Source organism: Streptomyces sp. NBC_00212 (assembly GCF_045206365.1).
GTDB lineage: Bacteria > Actinomycetota > Actinomycetes > Streptomycetales > Streptomycetaceae > Streptomyces.
The window spans coordinates 3,979,824-4,001,294 of record NZ_CP108115.1 but is presented as its reverse complement, the minus strand read 5'-3'; the positions used below and the strand labels follow the sequence as shown (position 1 = coordinate 4,001,294).

The 21,471-nt window shown below is 70.9% G+C and carries 18 protein-coding genes and 1 riboswitch; of the genes, 9 read left to right on the top strand and 9 right to left on the bottom strand.

All coding sequences use genetic code 11. The features are described 5' to 3' along the window. The first annotated feature begins 147 nt into the window (after nucleotides 1-147). The gene (locus tag OHA17_RS18250; RefSeq protein WP_406507498.1) at nucleotides 148-693 is read left to right on the top strand and encodes a heme-binding protein; all 546 of its coding nucleotides are present in this window, start codon (nucleotides 148-150) and stop codon (nucleotides 691-693) included. 30 nt (nucleotides 694-723) lie between these two features. Further along, on the top strand, nucleotides 724-2,184 hold the full coding sequence (locus OHA17_RS18245; protein ID WP_406507497.1) for a M1 family metallopeptidase: 1,461 nt from the start codon (nucleotides 724-726) through the stop codon (nucleotides 2,182-2,184). A gap of 33 nt (nucleotides 2,185-2,217) precedes the next feature. On the opposite strand, the gene OHA17_RS18240 is transcribed toward OHA17_RS18245, so the two are convergent. Both OHA17_RS18240 and OHA17_RS18235 read right to left on the bottom strand, forming a co-directional pair. Beyond that, complete coding sequence (locus tag OHA17_RS18240; RefSeq protein ID WP_406510753.1) at nucleotides 2,218-3,720, bottom strand: M4 family metallopeptidase; 1,503 nt, start codon at nucleotides 3,718-3,720, stop codon at nucleotides 2,218-2,220. Nucleotides 3,721-4,019: 299 nt separating this feature from the next. Further along, nucleotides 4,020-4,595 (bottom strand): TerD family protein, encoded by a 576-nt coding sequence (locus OHA17_RS18235; protein WP_406507496.1) that lies wholly within the window; start codon nucleotides 4,593-4,595, stop codon nucleotides 4,020-4,022. A 212-nt stretch (nucleotides 4,596-4,807) separates the two neighbouring features. Between OHA17_RS18235 and arfB the strand changes: the two genes are divergently transcribed. Next, a complete protein-coding gene (arfB, locus tag OHA17_RS18230) occupies nucleotides 4,808-5,242 on the top strand; it encodes an alternative ribosome rescue aminoacyl-tRNA hydrolase ArfB (protein WP_406510752.1) in 435 nt (144 codons plus the stop codon). Between the two features lie 73 nt (nucleotides 5,243-5,315). Here the strand turns inward: arfB and OHA17_RS18225 are convergent, their stop codons facing one another. Both OHA17_RS18225 and OHA17_RS18220 read right to left on the bottom strand, forming a co-directional pair. Further along, nucleotides 5,316-6,974, bottom strand: a complete 1,659-nt coding sequence (locus OHA17_RS18225) for an FG-GAP repeat domain-containing protein (protein WP_406507495.1) — start codon at nucleotides 6,972-6,974, stop codon at nucleotides 5,316-5,318. A 188-nt stretch (nucleotides 6,975-7,162) separates the two neighbouring features. Further along, on the bottom strand, nucleotides 7,163-7,729 hold the full coding sequence (locus OHA17_RS18220; RefSeq protein ID WP_406507494.1) for a flavin reductase family protein: 567 nt from the start codon (nucleotides 7,727-7,729) through the stop codon (nucleotides 7,163-7,165). A 329-nt stretch (nucleotides 7,730-8,058) separates the two neighbouring features. Between OHA17_RS18220 and cdgB the strand changes: the two genes are divergently transcribed. Together cdgB and OHA17_RS18210 are read left to right on the top strand one after the other, a co-directional pair. Beyond that, nucleotides 8,059-9,732 (top strand): diguanylate cyclase CdgB, encoded by a 1,674-nt coding sequence (cdgB, locus tag OHA17_RS18215; protein WP_406507493.1) that lies wholly within the window; start codon nucleotides 8,059-8,061, stop codon nucleotides 9,730-9,732. Between the two features lie 110 nt (nucleotides 9,733-9,842). Then, nucleotides 9,843-10,832 (top strand): CBM35 domain-containing protein, encoded by a 990-nt coding sequence (locus tag OHA17_RS18210; RefSeq protein ID WP_406507492.1) that lies wholly within the window; start codon nucleotides 9,843-9,845, stop codon nucleotides 10,830-10,832. A 25-nt stretch (nucleotides 10,833-10,857) separates the two neighbouring features. Here the strand turns inward: OHA17_RS18210 and OHA17_RS18205 are convergent, their stop codons facing one another. From OHA17_RS18205 to OHA17_RS18195, 3 genes are all read right to left on the bottom strand, one after another. Then, nucleotides 10,858-11,778 carry a 1-phosphofructokinase family hexose kinase gene (locus OHA17_RS18205; RefSeq protein WP_406507491.1) on the bottom strand — a complete coding sequence of 307 codons (921 nt, stop codon included), beginning with the start codon at nucleotides 11,776-11,778 and terminating at the stop codon, nucleotides 10,858-10,860. Between the two features lie 79 nt (nucleotides 11,779-11,857). Further along, on the bottom strand, nucleotides 11,858-13,003 hold the full coding sequence (gene nagA / locus OHA17_RS18200) for an N-acetylglucosamine-6-phosphate deacetylase (protein ID WP_398880420.1): 1,146 nt from the start codon (nucleotides 13,001-13,003) through the stop codon (nucleotides 11,858-11,860). Then, entirely contained in the window at nucleotides 13,003-14,010 is a 1,008-nt protein-coding gene (locus tag OHA17_RS18195; protein ID WP_406507490.1) for an ROK family protein, read from the bottom strand. The genes nagA and OHA17_RS18195 overlap by 1 nt, the downstream gene beginning before the upstream one ends. A 282-nt stretch (nucleotides 14,011-14,292) precedes the next feature. On the opposite strand from OHA17_RS18195, the gene OHA17_RS18190 reads away from it, so the two are divergent. The 3 genes from OHA17_RS18190 (at nucleotide 14,293) to otsB (ending at nucleotide 17,113) form a co-directional block, all read left to right on the top strand. Further along, on the top strand, nucleotides 14,293-15,510 hold the full coding sequence (locus OHA17_RS18190) for an extracellular solute-binding protein (RefSeq protein WP_406507489.1): 1,218 nt from the start codon (nucleotides 14,293-14,295) through the stop codon (nucleotides 15,508-15,510). 456 nt (nucleotides 15,511-15,966) lie between these two features. After that, nucleotides 15,967-16,206, top strand: coding sequence for a DUF3263 domain-containing protein (locus OHA17_RS18185; RefSeq protein WP_406507488.1), 240 nt, complete (start codon nucleotides 15,967-15,969; stop codon nucleotides 16,204-16,206). A gap of 67 nt (nucleotides 16,207-16,273) precedes the next feature. Further along, the gene (otsB, locus tag OHA17_RS18180) at nucleotides 16,274-17,113 is read left to right on the top strand and encodes a trehalose-phosphatase (protein ID WP_406507487.1); all 840 of its coding nucleotides are present in this window, start codon (nucleotides 16,274-16,276) and stop codon (nucleotides 17,111-17,113) included. A 162-nt stretch (nucleotides 17,114-17,275) separates the two neighbouring features. Here otsB and OHA17_RS18175 read toward each other — a convergent pair whose 3' ends face one another. Beyond that, nucleotides 17,276-18,751, bottom strand: a complete 1,476-nt coding sequence (locus tag OHA17_RS18175) for a trehalose-6-phosphate synthase (protein WP_406507486.1) — start codon at nucleotides 18,749-18,751, stop codon at nucleotides 17,276-17,278. Between the two features lie 74 nt (nucleotides 18,752-18,825). Next, nucleotides 18,826-19,791, bottom strand: a complete 966-nt coding sequence (locus tag OHA17_RS18170; protein ID WP_406507485.1) for a glucosyl-3-phosphoglycerate synthase — start codon at nucleotides 19,789-19,791, stop codon at nucleotides 18,826-18,828. Nucleotides 19,792-19,927: 136 nt separating this feature from the next. Continuing rightward, nucleotides 19,928-20,083, top strand: a riboswitch (SAM riboswitch). Nucleotides 20,084-20,100: 17 nt separating this feature from the next. Between OHA17_RS18170 and thrC the strand changes: the two genes are divergently transcribed. Then, nucleotides 20,101-21,399, top strand: a complete 1,299-nt coding sequence (thrC, locus tag OHA17_RS18165) for a threonine synthase (protein ID WP_406507484.1) — start codon at nucleotides 20,101-20,103, stop codon at nucleotides 21,397-21,399. The last annotated feature ends 72 nt before the right edge of the window (nucleotides 21,400-21,471 follow it).

Genomic DNA, 21,471 nt, shown 5'->3' with positions numbered 1-21,471 from the left:
CATACGTACTCGTCCCGCACTCATCGTGACCCGATCCGGCCACCCCCGCATCAACCGATCGGCTGACGGGAAGGTCGGCCGGTCCGGGCGGCGCGGGCAGCCGGTACGCCGACCGCGCCCGGGCCCCACCGCCCCCAGGATCGAAGCATGAACTTCAACAGCACGCAGAGCACCAGGACCAAGAGGCTCGCCCTCGGCGTCACCGCCCTCGCCATCGCCGCCGCCGGAACCTTCGGCGCCGTCTCCGCCAGCGCCGCGGCCCCCGCCCCGAGCGCCAGCGGCCACAACCTCACCACCTCCACCCACCTCACGGTCGCCGCCGCCACCAAGGCCGCCCAGGCCGCGCTCGACGCCGCCGGGAAGGAGAACCAGAAGGTGTCCGTCGCCGTCGTCGACCGCAACGGCAACACCCTGGTCACCCTGCGCGGTGACGGCGCCGGGCCGCAGTCCCCCGAGTCGGCCGAGCGCAAGGCGTACACCGCCGTCTCCTGGAACGCGCCCACCTCCGAGCTGGCCAAGCGCCTCGCCCAGACCCCGAACCTGAAGGACATCCCGGGCACCCTGTTCCTCGCGGGCGGCGCCCCCGTCCAGGCGAAGGGCGCGCCGGTCGCGGGCGTCGGCGTGGCCGGTGCCCCGAGCGGCGACCTCGACGAGAAGTTCGCCCAGGCGGGCGTCGCCGCACTCGACAAGTGAGCCGGGGCCGCCGCCCGTAGGATCACAGGCGTGGACAAACGACCGGAGAGGCGGGCGGCGTCGAAAGGGCGCGGGGCCAACCGTGCACGCAACGCCCGCCGCACCCGCCTCGCCGCCGTCGCCCTGCTCACCGCCCTCGCCGTCACCTCGTGCACCGGCGGCGTGCGAGGCACCCCGGGTTCCTCCGGCTCGCGCGACGCGCTCTTCCCCAAGCTCGGCAACGACGGTTACGACGTCCAGCACTACAGCCTGGACCTCGACTACGACCCGGCGACCGGGCGCCTCAAGGCGGGAGCCACCATCGTCGCGCGGGCCACCAAGGACCTCAGCGCCTTCGACCTCGACTTCGCCGGCATGGACGTCGAGAAGGCCACCGTCGACGCCGAGCCCGCCGCCGTCAACCGGGCCGGCGACGAGCTGACCCTGCGCCCCCACAAAGACCTCGCCCGGGGCAAGACGTTCACGGCGTACGTGCGCTACTCGGGCAGCCCGAAGACCATCACGGACCTCGACGGCTCGGAGGAGGGCTGGCTGAAGTCGCCCGGCGGTGGCGTGCTCGCGCTCGGCGAACCGACCGGCTCGATGGCCTGGTTCCCGTCCAACAACCACCCGAGCGACAAGGCCACGTACGACATCAAGGTGACGGTGCCCGACGGTCTGCAGGCCGTGTCCAACGGCGAGTTGGCGTCCACCACCCACAACAAGGGGCGCAGCACGTTCAGCTGGCGGGTCAAGGAGCCCATGGCGACCTACCTCGCGACCGTCGCGATCGGGCCGTACGAGATCGACGACAAGGGGATGACCAAGTCCGGCATCCCGATCTACAACGCCGTCGATCCGGGCGTGAAGGAGCAGACCGCCGATGTCGTCGCCCAGATCCCGGACATCATGGCCTGGGAGGAGCACAACTTCGGGCCCTACCCGTTCTCGTCCACCGGCGTGATCGTGGCGCCGGAGAAGGCCTCGGGCTATGCCCTTGAGACGCAGAACCGGCCGGTGATACCGCTGGACCACTTCGACCTGAGCACCCTCGTGCACGAGCTGGCCCACCAGTGGTTCGGCGATTCCGTCACCCCGGACTCGTGGCGCGGCATGTGGCTGAACGAGGGCTTCGCGCAGTACTCGGAGTGGCTGTGGAGCGAGGACCACGACGGGCCGAGCGCGCAGCAGCACTTCGACGAGGAGTACGCCAAGGGCGACGGCGACGAGATCTGGGCGTTCCCGCCGGCCGAGCCGCCGACCGCCGCCGAGGTGTCCGGGCGGCCGGTGTACGTGCGCGGCGCCATGGTCGTCCACAAGATCCGGCAGGCCGTCGGCGACGAGAAGTTCTACACGCTCGTACAGGACTGGGTGCGTACCCACCGGCACGGCAACGCCTCGACCGAGGAGTTCACCCGCTTCATGGACGCGGGGGCGGGCAAGAAGCTCTCGGCGGTGTGGGACACCTGGCTCTACGGGGACGGGAAGCCGGACTCCCCGAACTCCCCGTAGAACCAGGCGAGTTGACCCGCTACTTCATGCCGGTCACTTCACGTTGACGGCGGTCCAGGCGGCCGCCACCGTCTTGTACTCGGTGCTGGTCGTGCCGTACAGGTCGCCCGCCGCCTTCAGGGTCGCGGCGCGCGCGGCCTTGTAGTTGGTGGTCGACGTCATGTACGTGGAGAGCGCCTTGTACCAGATCTTGTACGCCTTGACCCGGCCGATCCCGGTGACCTTGGAGCCGTCGGAGGTCGGCGAGTTGTAGTTCACGCCGTTGATCGTCTTCGCGCCGCTGCCCTCGGACAGCAGGTAGAAGAAGTGGTTGCCGACGCCGGACGAGTAGTGCACGTCCTTGTTGCCGACGCCGCTCGACCAGTAGTCGGCCGAGCCGCCGTCCTTGCTGGGCTTGTCCATGTAGCGCAGCGGCGTGCCGTTGCCGTTGATGTCGATCTTCTCGCCGATGAGGTAGTCGCCCTTGTCGGAGGCGTTGTTGGCGAAGAACTCGACCGACGTGCCGAACATGTCGCTGGTCGCCTCGTTGAGGCCGCCGGACTCCCCGCTGTAGTTCAGCTTGGCGGTGGCGGCGGTGAGGCCGTGGCTCATCTCGTGACCGGCCACGTCGAGCGCGGTGAGCGGCTTCTTGTTGCCCTCGCCGTCGCCGTACGTCATGCAGAAGCAGCTGTCGTCCCAGAACGCGTTGACGTACGCGTTGCCGTAGTGGACCCGCGAGTAGGCGGCCTTGCCGTTGCCCGCGATGCCGTTGCGGCCGAGCTCGGTCTTGTAGAAGTCCCACGTCTCGGCCGCGCCGTAGTGGGCGTCGACGGCGGCGGTCTCGCGGTTGGACGGCGTGCCGTCGCCCCACGTGTCGGTGGACTTGGTGAAGAGCGTGCCGGTGCCGGAGCTGCCGCCCTTCAGGTCGTACGTCTTGTGGCCGCCGCGCGTGGCGTCGGTGAGGCTGAAGGTCGAGCCGCTCTTGGAGGTGCCGAGCGTGACCTTGCCCGAGTACTCACTGGTGCCGGTGCCGGTCTCGATCTCCTCGTGGGAGTAGAGCTGGGCGCCGGTGGTGGCGTCCGTGACGATGTCGCGGCGGCTCGGGGTGCCGTCCGGCTGGGTGCCGGTGACGGTGCGCTCGTAGGCGAGGACGGGCTTGCCGTCCGCGGCCCAGACGACCTTGCGGGAGCCGGTGGGGGCGGCCTTGAGCGCGGTGGTGGTGGCGACGGCTATCTTCGCGTCGGTCGCCTTGTCGACGCCCTTGAGGGTGCCGTTCTTCGCGGTGTGCACGACGAGGTCGCCGCCGAGGACGGGCAGGCCGTCCAGGGTGCGCTCGTAGCGGGTGTGGACCGTACCGTCGGCGTCCTTGATCACATCGCGGACGACGAGCTTTTCCTTGGCGCCGAGCCCGATTTCCTGGGCGGTGGCGGGCGCGGCGTCCTGGGCCGTGCGCAGGGCGTCGGCACGCTGGGCGGTGCTGAGGTCCAGGGCGGTGGCACCGGCGGCGCGGTCGGTGGCGCCGGCGGTCGAGCCGGCTTGTACGCCGACGACGACCATGGCGGCGGATGCAGCAAGAGCGGCGGCACGCAGAGTGGTTCGCACTCGGTGGTCTCCTTCACTCGTTCCGTGGGGGCGAGTTGGAGACTGCCAGCTGATGACTACTTCTTGACAGAGACCCGACAAATATTTGGCTTGATCGTGTCCGAAACTGGGTCGATGGTGTCCGCTGACCGACTAATTCAAGCCGTACGAGGGGGAGTTGAGACACCGGATGCGCATGAGGCGCCCCCGGCGGTGAACGAGAAGGTGCCCCCGGCGCGAACGCCGGGGGCACCTCACGTGTGCCGGCGGGGGCGTCAGACGCTCACGCCGAAGTCCTGCGCGATGCCGACCAGGCCCGAGGCGTAACCCTGGCCCACGGCGCGGAACTTCCACTCGGCGCCGTTGCGGTACAGCTCGCCGAAGACCATCGCGGTCTCGGTCGCGGCGTCCTCGCTCAGGTCGTAGCGGGCGATCTCGGCGCCGCCGGCCTGGTTGACGATGCGGATGTAGGCGTTGCGCACCTGGCCGAAGTTCTGCGAGCGGGCCTCGGCGTCGTAGATGGAGACCGGGAAGACGATCTTGTCGACGTCGGCGGGCAGGCCCGCCAGGTTGACGTTGATCGACTCGTCGTCGCCCTCGCCCTGGCCGGTGGTGTTGTCACCGGTGTGGACGATGGTCTGGTCCGGCGTCGACTTGTTGTTGAAGAAGACGAAGTGACCGTCGGAGTAGACCTTGCCCGCCCCGTTCACCGCGATGGCGGACGCGTCGAGGTCGAAGTCGGTTCCGGTGGTGGTGCGGACGTCCCAGCCGAGGCCGACCGTGACGGCGGTCAGGCCCGGGGCCTCCTTGGTGAGCGAGACGTTGCCGCCCTTGGACAGGCTTACAGCCATGGGATGTCCCCTTCTTCGTGGTGTGCGGGCTTCGAGCCGTCCCGAAGCTACCGTCATTCCCCATAACGTCGGCAGGGGACCGTGAGGTTCCATCCCGCTTTGCTTTCTTTGCCAAGGGGCCGACAAGAGGCGCCGACAACAGGGGCGGACGCTGCCGCTCGTAAGGGAAGCGTGAGGAAAAGCGGGTGACGCCGTGCCGCGCACCCGTCACCATGGATGTCATGTCCGGGCCCTATCTCATCCGCGGCTCCGTCTCCCTTCCGGAGGCCGAGCTGATCTGGCGTTTCTCCAGGTCGTCAGGGCCCGGCGGCCAGCACGTCAACACCAGCGACTCGCAGGTGGAGCTCCGCTTCGACCTGGCGAAGACCGAGGCGCTGCCGGAGGTCTGGAAGTCCCGCGCGCTGGACCGGCTCGCGAGCCGGCTGGTGGGCGGCGTCGTCTCCGTACGCGCCTCGGAGCACCGCTCGCAGTGGCGCAACCGTGAGACCGCCGCGGTCCGCCTGGCCTCCCTGCTCGCCGAGGCCACCGCCCCGCCGCCGAAGCCGCGCCGCGCGACGAAGATCCCGCGCGGCATCAACGAGCGCCGCCTGCGCGAGAAGAAGCAGCGCGCCCAGACGAAGAAGGGGCGGGCGGGGCGGGACTGGTGAACCCGTCCCGTCCCGCCCGCCGCCGCCTCACGCCGATGCCGTCAGCGCCTCAGGAACGCTGGAGCGGGACGGATCAGAGCAGCTCCTTGTAGGTGTTCCAGCCGCCACCGAGCGGGGCGCGCGGCTTGAACTTGCCGCCGTAGGCACCCTGGCCGTCGTACCGGTAGGCCTGGCCGGACGCGTCGACCGCGATCAGGTCGGTGGTGCCGTCGCCGCTCGCGTCCGCCACGGTGGCCAGCATGGTGTAGCCGTTCCAGCCGCCGCCGAGGTCCTGGCGCGGGCCGAACGGGGCGCTGCCGTCGCCCGTGCCCGGGAAGAGGTAGAGGTGGCCGTCGTCGGTGCGGGCGAGCACGTCGGCGCGCCCGTCCCCGTTGACGTCGCCCGAGCCGAGGATCTTGTCGTACGCCTTCCAGTCGTCACCGACCCGGATGCGGTCGCCGAACTTCACGGCCGAGCCGTCGCCCGGGTAGAGCCACAGGCCGCCGGTCCTGTCGCGGGCGAGCAGGTCGCCGTGGCCGTCGCCGTTCAGGTCGCCGGGACCGGTGATGGAGTCGTAGGCGTCCCAGCCCGCGCCGAGGTCGCCGTGCACCCCGTTGAAGCCGGAGGTGAGGAGGTGGCCGCCGGTCAGGGCCAGCGAGGTCGCGATGCCGCTTCCGTCGAGCGAGTTGGCGTGGCCGATCGTGTCCCTGTCCGGGGCGCCGGGGGCGGACGGGGACGAGAACTGCCCGTTGTTCGTGGTGTAGCGGCTTGAGATCCGTCCTTCGGCGTCGCGCCCGGTGAGGAACTTGTTGCCGAAGGCGGCCTGGCCGCCGATGCCCGCCAGCACGTCGGCGTCGTTCCAGCCCGACCGGTACTTCACCGGGGCCGCGAAGCCGCCCCGGCCGTCGGCCCGGTAGAGGTAGAGGTCGCCGTTCAGGGTGCGGGCGAGCAGGTCGGAGAGCCCGTCGCCGTCGCGGTCGTCGGCGCTCAGGAGCTGGTTGTACGCGTGCCAGCCGGCGCCCAGCTCGACGCCCGGCGCGAACGGCTGCTCGGCCTTGCCGGTTCCGGCGAAGAAGACGAGGTCGTCGGTCCTGTTGCGGGCGTAGACGTCGCCGATGCCGTCGCCGTTGGAGTCGCTGACCCCGACGATCTGGTCGAAGTCGCCCCAGCTGCCGGGCACCTTGATCCGCTCGCCGAACGGCGCCTTCAGGTCGCCGGTGCCCGGGAACAGGTAGAGGTCGCCGTTGTACGTGCGGGCGAGCAGGTCGTTCTTGCCGTCGCCGGTCAGGTCCCCCGCAGCGACGATCTTGTTGTAGGCGTTCCAGCCCGTGCTGGTCCATGCCGCCGAGTACGGATCCTTGTTGACGTCGGCGAAGAGCTTGAGCGTGCCGTCGGTCGACACGGTGATGAGCTCCGACATGCCGTTGCCGTTCAGGTCCCCGGGCGTGATCAGCTGCTGGGCGCCGACGAGGTCCGCTTCCACGAGGAGCGGGAAGGGCTTGTCCTCGGACTTGGCCGACGCCTGGAGGAGGTAGTTGTCCGGGTAGCCGATGGAGCCGTTGCGGACGATCTCCCCGAGCCCGTCCCCGTCCCAGTCGAACCGCGGCTTGGCCTTGGTGGTGGCCGCCTTTGGCGCCCCCGGACCCTTGTCCTCGGCCAGCGCCGGCGTGCTGAGCAGCGTCCCCGCCGCGACGGCGATCGCCGTGCAGGCCGCGATGCGTCGAGCGCGGCCGGACGTAAGGGTGTTGCGCATGGTCCCCCCCAGGACATGGGCGTACGTGGATGCCGTACGCGGAATGTGTCCGGGCGGCGAAGTTGGCGTGCCCGGCGTGTAAAGGGAGCTTATGCAGGGGGTGTTGGGGAGGAAAGGTGCCTGTGTGACAGCTGTGTCACAGGGGGGAACGGACCTGTGTCGTCCGGTTCGCCCCGAAGTGGAGGGGGTCAGCCCAACTGCCGGTACCGGCCCCGGAAGTACGTCAGCGGCCCGCCCTCCGCGCTCGGCAGGTTCGCCGTCAGGACGCGGCCGATGGCCAGCGTGTGGTCGCCCGCCACCACGCGCTGCTCGGTACGGCATTCGAGGGTCGCCAGCGCGCCGCCGACCAAGGGGGCGCCGCTCACCTCGCCCCTCGTGTACGGGATGTCCTCGAACAGGAGGCGGTCGCTGATGCGGCCCTTCATCGCGAACCGGCCCGCGACGTGCCGCTGGCTCTCGGACAGCAGGGACACCGCCCACAGCGGCTGCTCCGCGAGGAGGTCGTCCATCCGTGAGCCGTTGCGCAGCGAGACCAGGACGAGGGGCGGGTCGAGGGAGACCGACATGAAGGCCGTCGCGGTCATCCCGACGTCCTCGCCGCGCGGGCCGTCGTCGATGTCGTGCGCGGTCACCAGGACCACGCCCGCGGCCAGCCGGGACATCGCGGCGCGGAACTCGTCATTGCTCACCCCCACAGGATGAGGGGTCTCGGGGGCAACTGCGGAAAGGGTGGCGGTAAGGGGTGTCTGCGGCACAACCGGAACGCTAGTCTCCTGCCACCGCGGACCACATCGGGCCCGGGGACCAGCCGGGACCTAGGTCTCGCGGCCGACGCGCACTCTCTTGCCGAGGGGCTCAGCAAGTTCCCAGCCCGTTCTCAGTTTGCGTTCAGGAAAGGTAGGGGGCAAAGACGGAAAGAACGGCCAACCCCCCATCATCTGCTGTGACTTGAGTCACAGAAGGCACTATTTGTTGACCCTGTGTACCGGCTAGACAGCTCGCTGTGATTCAGTGGCGGGACAGTGCAAAAGGAATGTCGATCTGAAGCCAGGAGTTGCTGTCGAGGTCTCGGGGAGAGCGAGCAATGGAGACCGAGTCGGAGCCCTACGTCCGTCTTGCGACCCTGCGGCAGCTGCACCAGGTGGTCGGGGAGCTCAATACGGCCCGCAGCCTCGCGGACACGCTGCAGACCGTTGCGGACGGCGTCATCGCGGGACTCGGCTACGAGCTGGCCTGCGTCAATCTCGTACGCCCCGACGGTGACCTGGTCGTCGCCGCCTTCGCCGGCAACGCCGCCGCGGAAGCCCTGATCACCGGCCGGGTCGGATCCCGCGGCTCCTGGGAGCGCCGCCTCGCGATGGGCGAGGACTGGGACGGCCTGCGCTTCATCCCGCACACCGAGGGCTGGGTGCTCCTGGAGGACGACGTACCCCAGTGGTACACGGAGGGCCCCGAGCCGCGGTTCGAGGACGAGTGGCATCCGCAGGACCGGCTCTACGCTCCGATGTACTCCTCCGGCGGCACGCAGGAGCTGCTGGGCGTCATCTCCGTCGACAAACCCCGCAACGGCCGCAAGCCCGGCGCCTGGGGGCGGGAAGCGCTCCAGATGTATGCATCGCAGTCCGCGATTGCGATCAGCAACGCCCGGCTCCGCGCAAACATGCAGCGTGCCCTGGTCCGCCTGGAGCGCGAGCAGCAGGCCCTGCGCGCCAGCGAGGAAAGCTTCCGCCAGGCCTTCGAGTACGCGCCGTCCGGCATGGCCATCGCCGAGATGGGCGGCGACCAGCACGGCCGCCTCCTGCGGACGAACGACGCGCTGTGCCGGCTGCTCGGGCGGCCCGCCTCCGCCATGCGGCGCTACTCCTTCGCCGACCTCGTGCACCCCGAGGACATAGGGACACTCCTGCGCACCTCCGCCGAGGGCGGCCGGGCCGAGCTGCGGCTCGGGCGGCGCGACGGCACGTACGTGTGGGTGTCGCTGCGCAACTCCGTGGTCGCCGACACCGCCGACGGGCCGCGCTTCCTGCTCACCCACGTCGAGGACATCGAGGACCGCAAGCGGCACGAGCTCCAGCTCGCCCACCGCGCATCCCACGACGCCCTCACCGGCCTGCCCAACAGCGCGGAGCTGCGCGCGAGGCTGTCGGCGCGGCTCTGTCCCCGGCCGCACTCGGTCGGCCCGGCGAGCGCGGTCGAGACCCTGGACGCGGCCTACGGGCAGCTCCCGGCCACGGGCGAGTCCGAGGCGCACGGGCACGCGTTCCGCGCCGACGGCTTCGACTTCGACGCGCTGCCGGGCGGCGGACCGTACGACCACCATGTCCACACCGTGGCCCCCGACGATGAGATCGACGACGGCACGAAGGGGCTCGCGGTGCTCTTCTGCGACCTCGACGGCTTCAAGTCGATCAACGACAGATTTGGCCACCACACGGGTGACGCGGTCCTCATCGAGGTCGCCCGCCGGCTCACCACGGGGGTGCGCGACGGCGACACCGTGGCGCGGCTCGGGGGTGACGAATTCGTCGTCCTCGCGGACGGGCTCGGCGCCGCGGACGCCGCCGACCTGGCCGTTCGTCTCCGCAACGCGATCATCCCGCCCATCCGGGTGGACGGCCGAGCGGTCCGCGTGGGGGCCAGTTTCGGCATCGGCTGGGCCAGCTGCGGCATGTCCGTGGAAGAGGTCCTGCGCTCCGCGGACCAGCGGATGTACATCGAGAAGCGCTCCCGCTCCAAGGTCCACCGCCGCGCCGGGTGACCAAATCCGGACAACGATCACGTGTGGTCAAGGCCAGACCGGGCAGTGGTCCGTTCGGGGTAGGCTCGGCCGGTCGGCGACGGCTGGCGGACAGTGAGGAGTGACCCCGGATGACGACGCCCGGCAACAACGGCGCGAACACCCCCGAGGACGACGATCCGTTCGGCTACCTCTACGAGGACGGGCAGGCCCAAGGCGCCACCCCGCCCCGCACCGGTGGCGGCTACGGCTACCCGGGTCCGACGGTGGGGCAGCAACAGCCCGGAGTCCCCAGGACGTCGTACAACCAGGTGCGCACGGTCGGTGAGCGCCAGTACGGACAGATCCCGCAGCAGCAGTATCAGGGGCCCCCGCAGCAGCAGGGCCCCCCTCAGCAGCAGTACGGGCGGCCGACCGCCCAGTACGCGGCGCCCGAGACCTACCCCGGCGGCGCCCCGCCCCGGCAGGGACCGCCCCCGCAGCAGACCGGTGGCGGCGGCCGCGGACCCAACACCAAGGGGCTCCTGATCGGCGCCGTCGCCGTGGTCGCGGCCGTCGTCATAGGCATCGCCGTGGCGCTGGCCAGCAACAGCGGCGACAAGGACAAGAAGGACGACACCGCCAACCCTGGCAAGTCCTCTTCCAGCCAGTCTTCGCAGCAGCCGAGCACCGACCCGTCGGCCTCGGCCTCCGCCCCGGCGGAGCTGCCCAAGGACGACGCGGCGACGCTGACCCTCGGCGGCTCCGCGCAGGTCGGCACCAACGTGCCGGGCGCCAAGGGCACCGGCGGCGCGTTCGTCGGCAACTTCAACAACGTGGGCGCCTCGGTCACCTGGAAGCCCAACGTCCCGAAGGCCGGCTCGTACAAGCTGAACCTGCAGTACGGCATCCCCGGCGTGGACGCGAACGCGACGATAACGCTCAACGGCAAGGCCGAGTCCCGCCCGATGAACATGAAGAACTTCGCGCACTCCCCGGCAGGGGACTGGGCCAAGGGCTGGCAGAACACGTACGCCATAGTGCAGCTCACCAAGGGCGTGAACGAGATCAAGCTGTCCTGCGAGCAGGGCAACCAGTGCAACGTCAACCTCGACCAGTTCTGGCTGACCCCGGCCTCGTAGACCGGCTTCGAAGCTGCTGCTCGGCTCAGTGCGCGTGCTCGGTCACGCGTACCGAGCCGAGCATTTTCTCGTACGCCTCCGGGTCGAACTCGCCCGCCGCGGGCGCCAGTACGGTCGCCGCGGACAGGGCCACCGCGCGCGTCAGGCGGCCCGGCCAGTCCAGGCCCTCGACCAGGCCCGACAGCAGACCGGCCACCGCCGAGTCGCCCGCGCCCGTCGGGTTGCCGCGCACCGCGGCCGGCGGGGCCGCCTGCCACAGGCCGTCGGGGGAGGCGGCGAGCATGCCCTCCGCGCCGAGCGAGGCGACCACCGTGCGGGCCCCGCGGCGGCGCGCGTCCCGGGCCGCCCGCAGCGGCTCGCGCGAGCCGGTGAGCTGGGCCAGCTCGTCGGCATTGGGCTTGACCAGGTCGGGCCGGGCCGCGATGCCGCGCCGCAGCGCCTCGCCGCTGGTGTCCAGGAGCACCGGCACCTTCGCGGTGCGGGCCTGGCGCACCAGCTGCGCGTACGCCCCGACCGGCAGCCCGGGCGGCAGACTCCCGCACAGCGCCACCGCTTCGGCGCCGGCCAACAGCCGCCCGTACGTGGCCACAAACGCATCCCACTCGGCGGGCGAGACGAGCGGGCCCGGCTCGTTGAGCTGGGTCGTGTCGCCCGTCACCGCGTCCACCACGGCGATCGTGCGGCGGGTGGCGCCCGCGATGGGGACGAGCTCGTCGACGGGCGCGAGCTCGGCGAGCAGCGCGCGCAGCACCTCGCCGCTCGGGCCGCCCGCGAATCCCGTCACCACCGCCTCGTGCCCGAGCGCGGCGAGCACCCGGGCGACGTTGAGGCCCTTGCCGCCGGGGCGCTCCGCGACCTCGTCGACGCGATGGCTCGCGTGCGGTACGAGGGCGGGGACGCGGTAGGTGATGTCGAGTGCGGTGTTCAGCGTGACGGTCAGAATCACGGGGTGATCATGTCAAACGGACGGCGGCAGGCCCAGACCCCGGACCGGCCGCCGTACCGGATATCAGCGCCGGCGGCGCTCAGCCGAGCTGCGGCTCGACCACCCAACTGCCCTTGCGCAGCACGCCCTTGACGGCGAAGTCGGCGTCCAGGACCACCAGGTCGGCGTCCTTGCCGGGTTCGAGGGAGCCCACCTTGTCGTCGAGGCCGAGCAGCCGCGCCGGGTTGGCCGAAAGTGCCCGTACGGTGTCCTCGACCGGGATGCCGTCGACCGTCACCGAGCGCTGGAACGCACGGTCCAGGGTGAGCGTGGAGCCCGCGATCGAGCCGCCCTCGACGAGCCGGGCCACGCCCTCCTTGACCTCGACCTCCAGCGGGCCCAGGTGGTAGAGGCCGTCGCCGAACCCGGCCGCGTCCATGGCGTCGGTGATGAACGCGACCCGGCCCGCGCCCTTGTGGCGGAAGGCGAGTTCGAGGGCCGCGGGGTGCAGGTGCGTACCGTCGTTGATGAGCTCGACGGTGATCCGCTCGTCCTCCAGGAGGGCCGCGATCGGACCCGGCTCGCGGTGGCCGAGCGGGGGCATCGCGTTGAAGAGGTGGGTCGCGACGGTGGCGCCCGCGTCGATCGCCTCGACGGTCTGCTCGTACGAGGCGTCGGTGTGGCCGATCGCCGCGATCACGCCGTGCTCGGCCAGCAGGCGTACCGAGTCGAGGCCGCCGGGCAGCTCGGTGGCCAGCGTGAACATCTTCGCGGTGCCGCGCGCGGCGTCCATCAGTTTGCGGACCTCGGCCGGGTCCGGGTGGCGCAGCAGGCTCTCGCTGTGCGCGCCCTTGCGGCAGGGCGAGATGAACGGGCCCTCGAAGTGGATGCCGGCCAGGTCGCCCTGCTCGACCAGCTCGGAGAGCAGCCCCGCGCGCTGGGCGAGGACGTCCATCTCGCCGGTCACGGTGGAGGCGACCACGGTGGTGCTGCCGTGCAGCCGGTGGGTGTGGACGCCCTTGAGGACGTCCTCGACCGTGCCGTTGGTGAAGGAGGCGCCGCCGCCGCCGTGGTTGTGCATGTCGACGAAGCCGGGCACGACCCAGTGGCCCGCGAGGTCGAGCGAGGGCGCGTCGGCGGGGGCGGCCCCGGCGATCCTGGTGCCGTCGACGATCACGCGTCCGTTCTCGACGACCCCGGTCGGGAGGACGACGCGGGCGCCGGAGAGAACAAGCGATGCGGCCATCAGGCGGTTACCTCACTGGAGTCGGAGTCGGAGTCGGAGTCTTGGGCCGGGTCGGGATCGGAGCCGGAGCTGGAGCCGGAGTCGGCGGTCTCGGCGACGAGGTCCCAGGCGAGCAGGCCCGCGCCCAGGCAGCCGGCGGTGTCCCCGAGGGCCGCCGGGACGATCTCGGGCAGCTTCTGGAACGTCACGCGCTCCTCGACGGCGGCCCGGAGCGGTACGAACAAGGTTTCCCCGGCTTCGGCGAGTCCGCCACCGATGATCAGCACGCGGGGGTCGAGCAGGGTGAGCGCCGTGACCAGACCGTCGGCGAGCGCGTCGACCGCGTTCTGCCAGACGGCGAGCGCGCGGGGGTCGCCGGACTCGACGGCCTTGGCGCAGTCGGCGGCGTCCGCGTCCGGGTCACCGCTCGCCCCGGCCCAGGCCAGCGTCACCGCGGAGGCCGAGGCGAGGCGCTCCAGGCAGCCGCGCTGGCCGCAGGGGCAGGGGATGCCTCCGGGGCGTACGACGATGTGGCCGATCTCCCCGGCGAAGCCGTGCGCGCCCGGCTCGACCCGGCCGTCGATGCCGATCGCACCCGCGATGCCGGTGCCGAGCGGGATGAACAGGAAGCGGTCGGCGCCCTTGCCCGCGCCGATCCGGCCCTCGGCGAGGCCGCCGGTGCGCACGTCGTGGCCGAGCGCGACCGGCACCCCGCGCAGGCGCTCGCTGAGCAGCCGCCGCATGGGTACGTCGCGCCAGCCCAGGTTGGCGGCGTACGCGGCGATCCCGTTCTCGGCGTCGACGATCCCGGGCACGGCGACGCCGGCCGCGACAGCGCTCTCGCCGAGGTGCTCCTCCCCGTACGCCCGCAGGTCCGCCGCGAACGCGAGGATCGACTCGACGACGGCGTCGGGCCCGCGCTCTCTGCCGGTGGGCCTGCGCGCCTCGTGGAGCAGCGTGCCGTGCGCCCCTACGAGGGCGGCCTTCATCCCGGTGCCGCCCACATCCAGGGCGATGACGTGTCTCACGGGGACAGTCTCGCGCCAACACCCATGAAAGGTCTAGTCCACTCGCCAGAAGAAGTAGAAAGCGCTTTCTGCCCTCAAAGTTTCCCAATGTACTCTTGCACCGGGCGTTGCGGAAGCGATATGCGACTGGTGTAGACCTCATGCCCCCGTATGAGGGAAAATCGCAGCTCAAATACAGGACGTCACGGGGGACCGACTGGATCCGCCAGGATCACAACGAGGGTGGGATAGCGCGTGCGCAGGCGCTTCTTGGGCTTGACCGCGGCGGTTGCCGCATTCGGCATGACGGCAGTGCTCTCGGGATGTGGCGGGCAGAGCGGTTCCGGCGACGTCACCCTCAAGCTGGTGGCCGCCGACTACGACATATCCGGCGGCGGCAGCACGAAGACGTACTGGCACAACGTTGTCGACGCGTTCGAGAAGAAGAACCCCGGCATCAAAATCGACGTCCAGATCTTCTCCTGGGACGTCGTCGACGCCAAGGTCGCCGAGATGGTCAAGGCGGGCAACGCCCCCGACATCGCGCAGATCGGCGCGTACTCCGACTACGCGGCGAGCGGCAAGCTCTACAGCGTCGACCAGCTGCTCTCCATCCCCACGGAGGCCAACTTCCTGGCGCCGCTCGCGGACGCGGGCAACGTCAAGCGCGTCCAGTACGGCATGCCGTTCGTGGCCTCCACGCGACTGCTCTTCTACAACCAGACCCTGTTCGACGACGCCCACATCAGGCCGCCGAACACCTGGGCCGAGCTCGCCACCGACGCCAAGGCACTCAAGGCCAAGGGTGTGAAGACCCCCTTCGCGCTGCCGCTCGGCAGCGAGGAGGCGCAGGCCGAGACCATGATGTGGATGCTCAGCGGCAACGGCGGCTACACCAACACCGTCGACGGCTACGACATCGACTCGCCCGAGAACATCCAGACCTTCGAGTGGCTCAAGAGCAACCTGGTCGAGCCCGAGCTGACCGGCCCGGTCGCGCCCGCCAAGCTCAACCGGCAGGCCGCGTTCGACGCGTTCGCGAAGGGCGAGGTGGGCATGCTCAACGGCCATCCCTCGCTGATGGAGCAGGCCAAGAAGAAGGGCATCAAGTTCGGCATGGTGCCGCTGCCCGGGCCGAACGGCAAGGCCAAGGCGGCGATGGGCGTCGCCGACTGGATCATGGGCTTCAAGCAGGGCGGGCACCGGGCGCAGATCGGCAAGTTCCTGGACTTCACGTTCACCGACCAGAACGTGCTCCAGTTCGCCGAGCAGTACGACCTGCTGCCGTCCACGGTGTCGGCGTCCTCGGCGATGGCGGCGGACGCCAAGCACAAGGACCTCAAGCCGTTCCTGGACGCCCTGCCGACGTCCGAGCTGCCCCCGGTCGGCAAGACGTCGTGGCCGAAGGTGAGCGAGACGGTGAAGAAGAAGATCGGTACGGCTGTGGCGCCGGGGGGTTCGCCGAAGGCGGTCCTCCAGGACATCGCGAAGGTGGCGATGGACGCGGAGAACGCGGAATAACCCGGGGTTCCTCGGGGGTTCCGCCCCAAACCCCGGGGAGTTTGCCCACCCACCCACCCGCCCGTGACGGGGTTGGATGAGCTGAGCCCTGGGGCTGCGCCCCAGACCCCCTGCGGGGGCTCCGCCCCCGGACCCCCGTTTCGCGCCTGAACGGCGCTCGTCCTCAAACTCCCCCAAGGCCTTAAGGGCCAGGGGGACCCCCACGACAGGCTGGGAATGCCTGCGAGGGCACCCTGCTAGGGGCGCGGGGAACTGCGCGAGCAACCACGCACGGTCCGCAGCCGAAGCGCCACCCACCATGTCCCACTCATCACCCGCCGGAGCCGACCCCACCCACCCCCGGCGGGTTTAGGGAAGGGGCGGGGAGGGGCCTCCCGGGGTCTGAGGCGGAGCCCCAGCGCACCCCGCCGAACCGCACCGCACCCCATCCCGCCGCCCAGGGCTACCGTGGACCGCATGGCAGAAGAGGCAGAAGAGCTGGACGACCGGGCGCAGGCCGTGCTCCGGATGGAGGCCCGCGCCTGGCCCACCCCCGGTGCCAAGGAGCGGGCCATCAGGGAGGAGCTCGGGGTCTCACCCACGCGCTACTACCAGCTCCTCAACGCCCTCCTGGACGACACCCGCGCCCTCGCCCACGCCCCCGTGACCGTCAACCGCCTCCGCCGGGCCAGGGACGAACAGCGCGACCGCCGCTGACCGCACGCGCCGTTGCGCCATACGTGCACCCACCCCGCCCCGCCCGGACCCCGATAGGGTCGGCCGCATGGGAAGCCAACCGCAACCCCTGCCGACCCCCGCCACCCAGCTCGGCCGCGACGGCCTCGCCGCGATCGTGGCCCGCCCGGAGCGCGCCGTCGTCGCGATCGACTTCGACGGCACGCTCGCCGAGATCGTCGCCGACCCCGAGCAGGCCCGGGCCCACCCCGACGCCGTACCCGCACTGGTCGCGCTGGCCCCGCACGTCGCATCCGTCGCCGTCGTCACCGGCCGGCCGGCCGGGGTCGCGGTCCGCTACGGGGGCTTCGCGGGGGTAGGAGGCCTTGAGCACCTCGTGGTCCTGGGCCACTACGGCGCCGAGCGCTGGGACGCGGTCACCGGCACCGTCCATACCCCCGCCGCCCACCCCGGCGTGGCCGCGGCCCGCGCGGAACTCCCCGGAGTTCTCGACACGCACGGCGCCTGGCGCGGCACGTGGATCGAGGAGAAGGGCCAGGCCGTCGCGGTCCACACCCGCCGGGCGCAGGACCCCGAGGCCGCCTTCGAGGCCCTGCGCACCCCGCTCGCCGACCTGGCCACCCACCACGGCCTGGTGCTCGAACCCGGCCGCCTGGTACTGGAGTTGAGGCCCCCGGGCATGGACAAGGGGGTGGCGCTCGCCGCGTACGTACACGAGGTGGGAGCCGAGTCGGTCCTGTACGCGGGCGACGACCTGGGCGACCTCCCCGCGTTCGCCGCCGTGGAAAAACTCCGCTCGGACGGCATGCCGGGGCTGCTGGTGGCCGCGGACACGGTGATTCCCGAACTGGCCGAAAGGGCCGACCTGTTGCTGAACGGCCCGGCGTCGGTGACGAAGTTCCTGAGGGCCCTGGCCTCGCACATGTAGCCCGGGCCGGGGGAGGGCTGGGGCGTGTCCGGGTGGGCCGCCCCAGCCCCCCCGGTAGTCCCCTCCCCGCCCCTTCCCGCAACCCTCCGGGGGTCTGGGGCGCAGCCCCAGGAGCCGAACCACCCAACCCCGCACGGGCGGGCCGGTGGGCAAACGCCGCCCTCACCCCCCCAGCGCCTCCAACTGCGCCAAGAACCACCGCCGAGGCGGCAACGCGGTACCCGCCGCAGCCAGCCGCTTGGTGCGTTCCGCCCGCTCCTCCTCCGCCATGGACAGCCCCGCGTGCAACGCGGCGGCCGTCCCCGTGACGTCGTACGGGTTCACGACGATCGCATCCTCCCCCAGCTCCGCGAACGCCCCCGCCTCCCGCGAAAGCACCAGCACGCACCCCGAGTCGGACACCACCGGAACCTCCTTGGCGACGAGGTTCATGCCATCGCGGACGGGGTTGACGAGGGCGACGTCCGCGAGCCGGTAGGCGGCCAGCGACCGGGCGAAGTCGTCCTGGACATGAAGCACGACAGGAGTCCAACCGGCAGTCCCGTAAGCGGAGTTGATCTCATCGGCCACCCGCCCGACCTCCTCCGTGTACTCCCGGTACACCGCCAGATCCTGCCGGGAGGGATACGCGAAGGCGACGTGCACGACCCGTTCGCGCCACTCGGGGTGTGTGTCGAGCAGGTGCCGGTAGGCGAGCAGGCCCCGCACGATGTTCTTGGACAGCTCGGTGCGGTCGACCCGCACGATCGTCCGGCGGTCCGGCCCGATCTGCTCGCGCAGGGCGGCCATGCGCTGCTCGACGTCGGCCTCGTGCGAGCGCCGCCGCAGGAAGTCGCCGTCCGCGCCGAGCGGGTACACGGCGATGTCGGTCTCGCGAGCGGCAGGCTCCCCGGCCACCACCCCGTGCCGGAAGAAAACCCGCCCCTCCGCGCCCGGCGAGCCGACCACCTCGCCCTCGTCCGCCCCCAGCACCCCCGACACCGACGCCGCGAACGCGGAGGCCCACCGCCAGGTGAGGAAGCCCAGCCGGTCCGCGCCCAGCATCCCCCGCAACAGCTGCCGCGCGATGTCGTCCGGGAGCATCCGGAAGTAGTCCACCGGCGCCCACGGCGTGTGCGAGAAGTGGGCGATCCGCAGGTCGGGACGGAGCGAGCGGAGCATCCCCGGCACCAGGGCGAGGTGGTAGTCCTGCACCAGGACGCGCGCCCCGACCCCCGCCTCCGCCGCCAGCGCCGCGGCGAAGGCGCGGTTGTACGCCTCGTACGAGGCCCACTGCCGCCGGAACTCCGCGTCGAAGACCGGCTCCAGCGGTGTCTGGTACAGCATGTGCTGGACGAACCACAGCACCGAGTTCGCGATGCCGTTGTACGCGTCGGAGAAGACGGCCGGGTCGATGTCCAGCATCCGGACGCCCGTCTCACCCACGCCGCGTCGCACCGCCTCGCGGTCGCCGTCGCCGAGCGCCGCGCACACCCACACCGACTCCACGTCGGAGCCGATCGCGCTGAGCCCCGAGACGAGCCCGCCCCCGCCCCGCTTGGATTCGAGGGACCCGTCCTCCTTCAGGGCATACGAGACGGGGCCGCGATTCGACGCGACGAGTACCTGGGCCCTGGGGGCGGCGTGCGCGGTGACCATGTTGCGGAACCTAGCCCACCCCGCAACCCCTCAAACACCCGTACGCCCGCCCCCGGGAGCGGGATCCGGCCGTCCTACGCCGCCCGGTGCACCGCGTACTCCTCGATGTCCCGCATGGGCGGCCGCTCCTCGGTGTCGACGGCGTACGTGTGCGGTACGAAGCCGTGCTCACCGCGCTCGAACTGGGTCAGCTCGGGCCGTACGAGATGGCCCCGGGACAGCCTCAGCTGCGCGGTGCGGTAGATCGCGGCGGCCATCCGGCCGAGCGCCGGCCCGTCCTGGTGGCGGTGCCTGCGTACGCCCACGTCGACCTGGGCCAGCGCGTCGAGGCCCACCGTGTGCAGCGCGTCGACGAGCAGCGCGAGCTCCACTCCGTACCCGACGGGGAACGGCAGCCGCTCCAGGAGTGAGCGCCGGGCCGCGTACTCGCCGCCCAACGGCTGGACAATTCCGGCCAGTTGGGGCCAGTGGAGGTTGAGCAGCGGCCGCGCCACGAGCTCGGTGACCCGGCCCCCCTGGCTCGCCGTCTCCCCGAAGGGGCTGTCCGCTCCGAAGGGGCGGTCGTACATCGCCTTGACGAAGTCCACGTCCGGGTCGGTCAGGAGCGGCCCGACGATCCCGGAGACGAACCCCGCGTCGAAGTCCTTCAGGTCCGCGTCGATGAAGCACACGACGTCGCCGCTGGTCACGAGCAGCGAGCGCCACAGCACCTCGCCCTTGCCGGGCAGCGCGGGTATGCGGGGCAGGATCGCGTCCCGGTGGACGACCCGGGCGCCGGCCTTCGCCGCGACCTCGGCCGTACGGTCGGTGGAGCCGGAGTCGATCACCACGAGCTCGTCGACCAGGGGGACGGAATCGGTCATCAGCTCGCGCCGGATCGCGGCCACGATGTCACCGACGGTGGCCTCCTCGTCGAGGGCGGGCAGCACGACACTGACGGTCGTACCGGTGCGCTGTTTCGCGGCCAGGATCCGCTCGATCGGCCGCTCCGCCGCGGACCAGGAACGCCTGCTCAGCCAGCGTTCCACCTCTTCCAGCACGGTTCCTGGCCTCCTCGTGTGATCCATCTCGCGGTTCGGACGACTATCTCAACCGTCCCGGGCTTCGGTTACAGTCTTGAACAACGCGGATGACCGTCGCATGTCGGGGGTCGTCGTCACGCTGACAATCGAATACCGCTCATCCAGAGGGGCAGAGGGAAACGGCCCGTTGAAGCCCCGGCAACCCTCCAGTCGGTTCTCGTCGATCTCTACGATCCAAGACACGAGGCCACCGGCTAGGGAAGGTGCCAAATCCGTCTCATGGCGACGTTCGCCGTGAGGAAGATGAGGAGAAAGGGCCTCCCCTCCATGTCTGCACAGACTGTCGAAAACCGTACCTCTGCCGACAATGCCGTTGATCTCGGTCCGGCGTCCGGGCTTTCCTGCCGCGAGTGCGGCCAGCGTTTCGAACTTGGCCCGATCTTCGCCTGCGAACTGTGTTTCGGACCGCTCGAAGTGGCTTATGACCTGCCGCTCGGCGACCCCGAGGCGCTGCGCAAGCGGATCGAGGCGGGCCCCGAGAACATCTGGCGTTACGCGCCGCTGCTGCCCGTCCCCGCCGACGTCGCCGACAAGCCGAACCTGAACCCGGGCTTCACCAAGCTCGTCAAGGCCGAGAACCTGGCGCGCGAGCTGGGCGTCGAGCCCGGCAAGCTGTTCGTCAAGGACGACTCGGGCAACCCGACGCACTCCTTCAAGGACCGCGTCGTCGCCCAGGCCCTGGAGGCCGCCCGCGCCTTCGGCTTCACCACCCTCTCCTGCTCCTCCACCGGAAACCTCGCGGGCGCGGTCGGCGCCGCCGCCGCGCGGGCCGGCTTCCGCTCCTGCGTGTTCATCCCGCACGACCTGGAGCAGGGCAAGGTCGTCATGGCCGCGGTGTACGGCGGCGAGCTCGTCGGCATCGAGGGCAACTACGACGACGTGAACCGCTTCTGCTCCGAGCTCATCGGCGACCCGCTCGGCGAGGGCTGGGGCTTCGTCAACGTCAACCTGCGGCCGTACTACGGCGAGGGTTCCAAGACGCTGGCGTACGAGATCTGCGAGCAGCTCGGCTGGCAGCTGCCGGACCAGCTGGTCATCCCGATCGCCTCGGGCTCCCAGCTCACCAAGATCGACAAGGGCCTCCAGGAGCTGATCAAGCTCGGCCTCGTCGAGGACAAGCCGTACAAGATCTTCGGCGCGCAGGCCGAGGGCTGCTCCCCGGTGTCGACCGCCTTCAAGGCCGGGCACGACGTCGTACGCCCCCAGAAGCCGGACACCATCGCCAAGTCCCTCGCGATCGGCAACCCGGCGGACGGCCCGTACGTCCTGGACATCGCGCGCCGTACCGGCGGCGCGGTGGAGGACGTGAACGACGAGCAGATCGTCGACGCGATCAAGCTGCTCGCCCGGACCGAGGGCATCTTCGCGGAGACCGCGGGCGGTGTGACGGTCGGCGTCACCAAGAAGCTCATCGAGGCCGGTCTCATCGACCCGTCGCTCACCACGGTCGTGCTCAACACCGGTGACGGGCTCAAGACCCTGGACGCGGTGGCCGCCACGTCCCAGGCGACCGCGACCATCCGCCCGAGCCTGGACGCCTTCCGCGAGGCCGGCCTCGCCCACTGAGGCGCTGAGGCGCTGAGCCACGAGGCGGGCCTCGGCCCACTGAGCCACTGCTGAACGACTAGGAGCACCGAA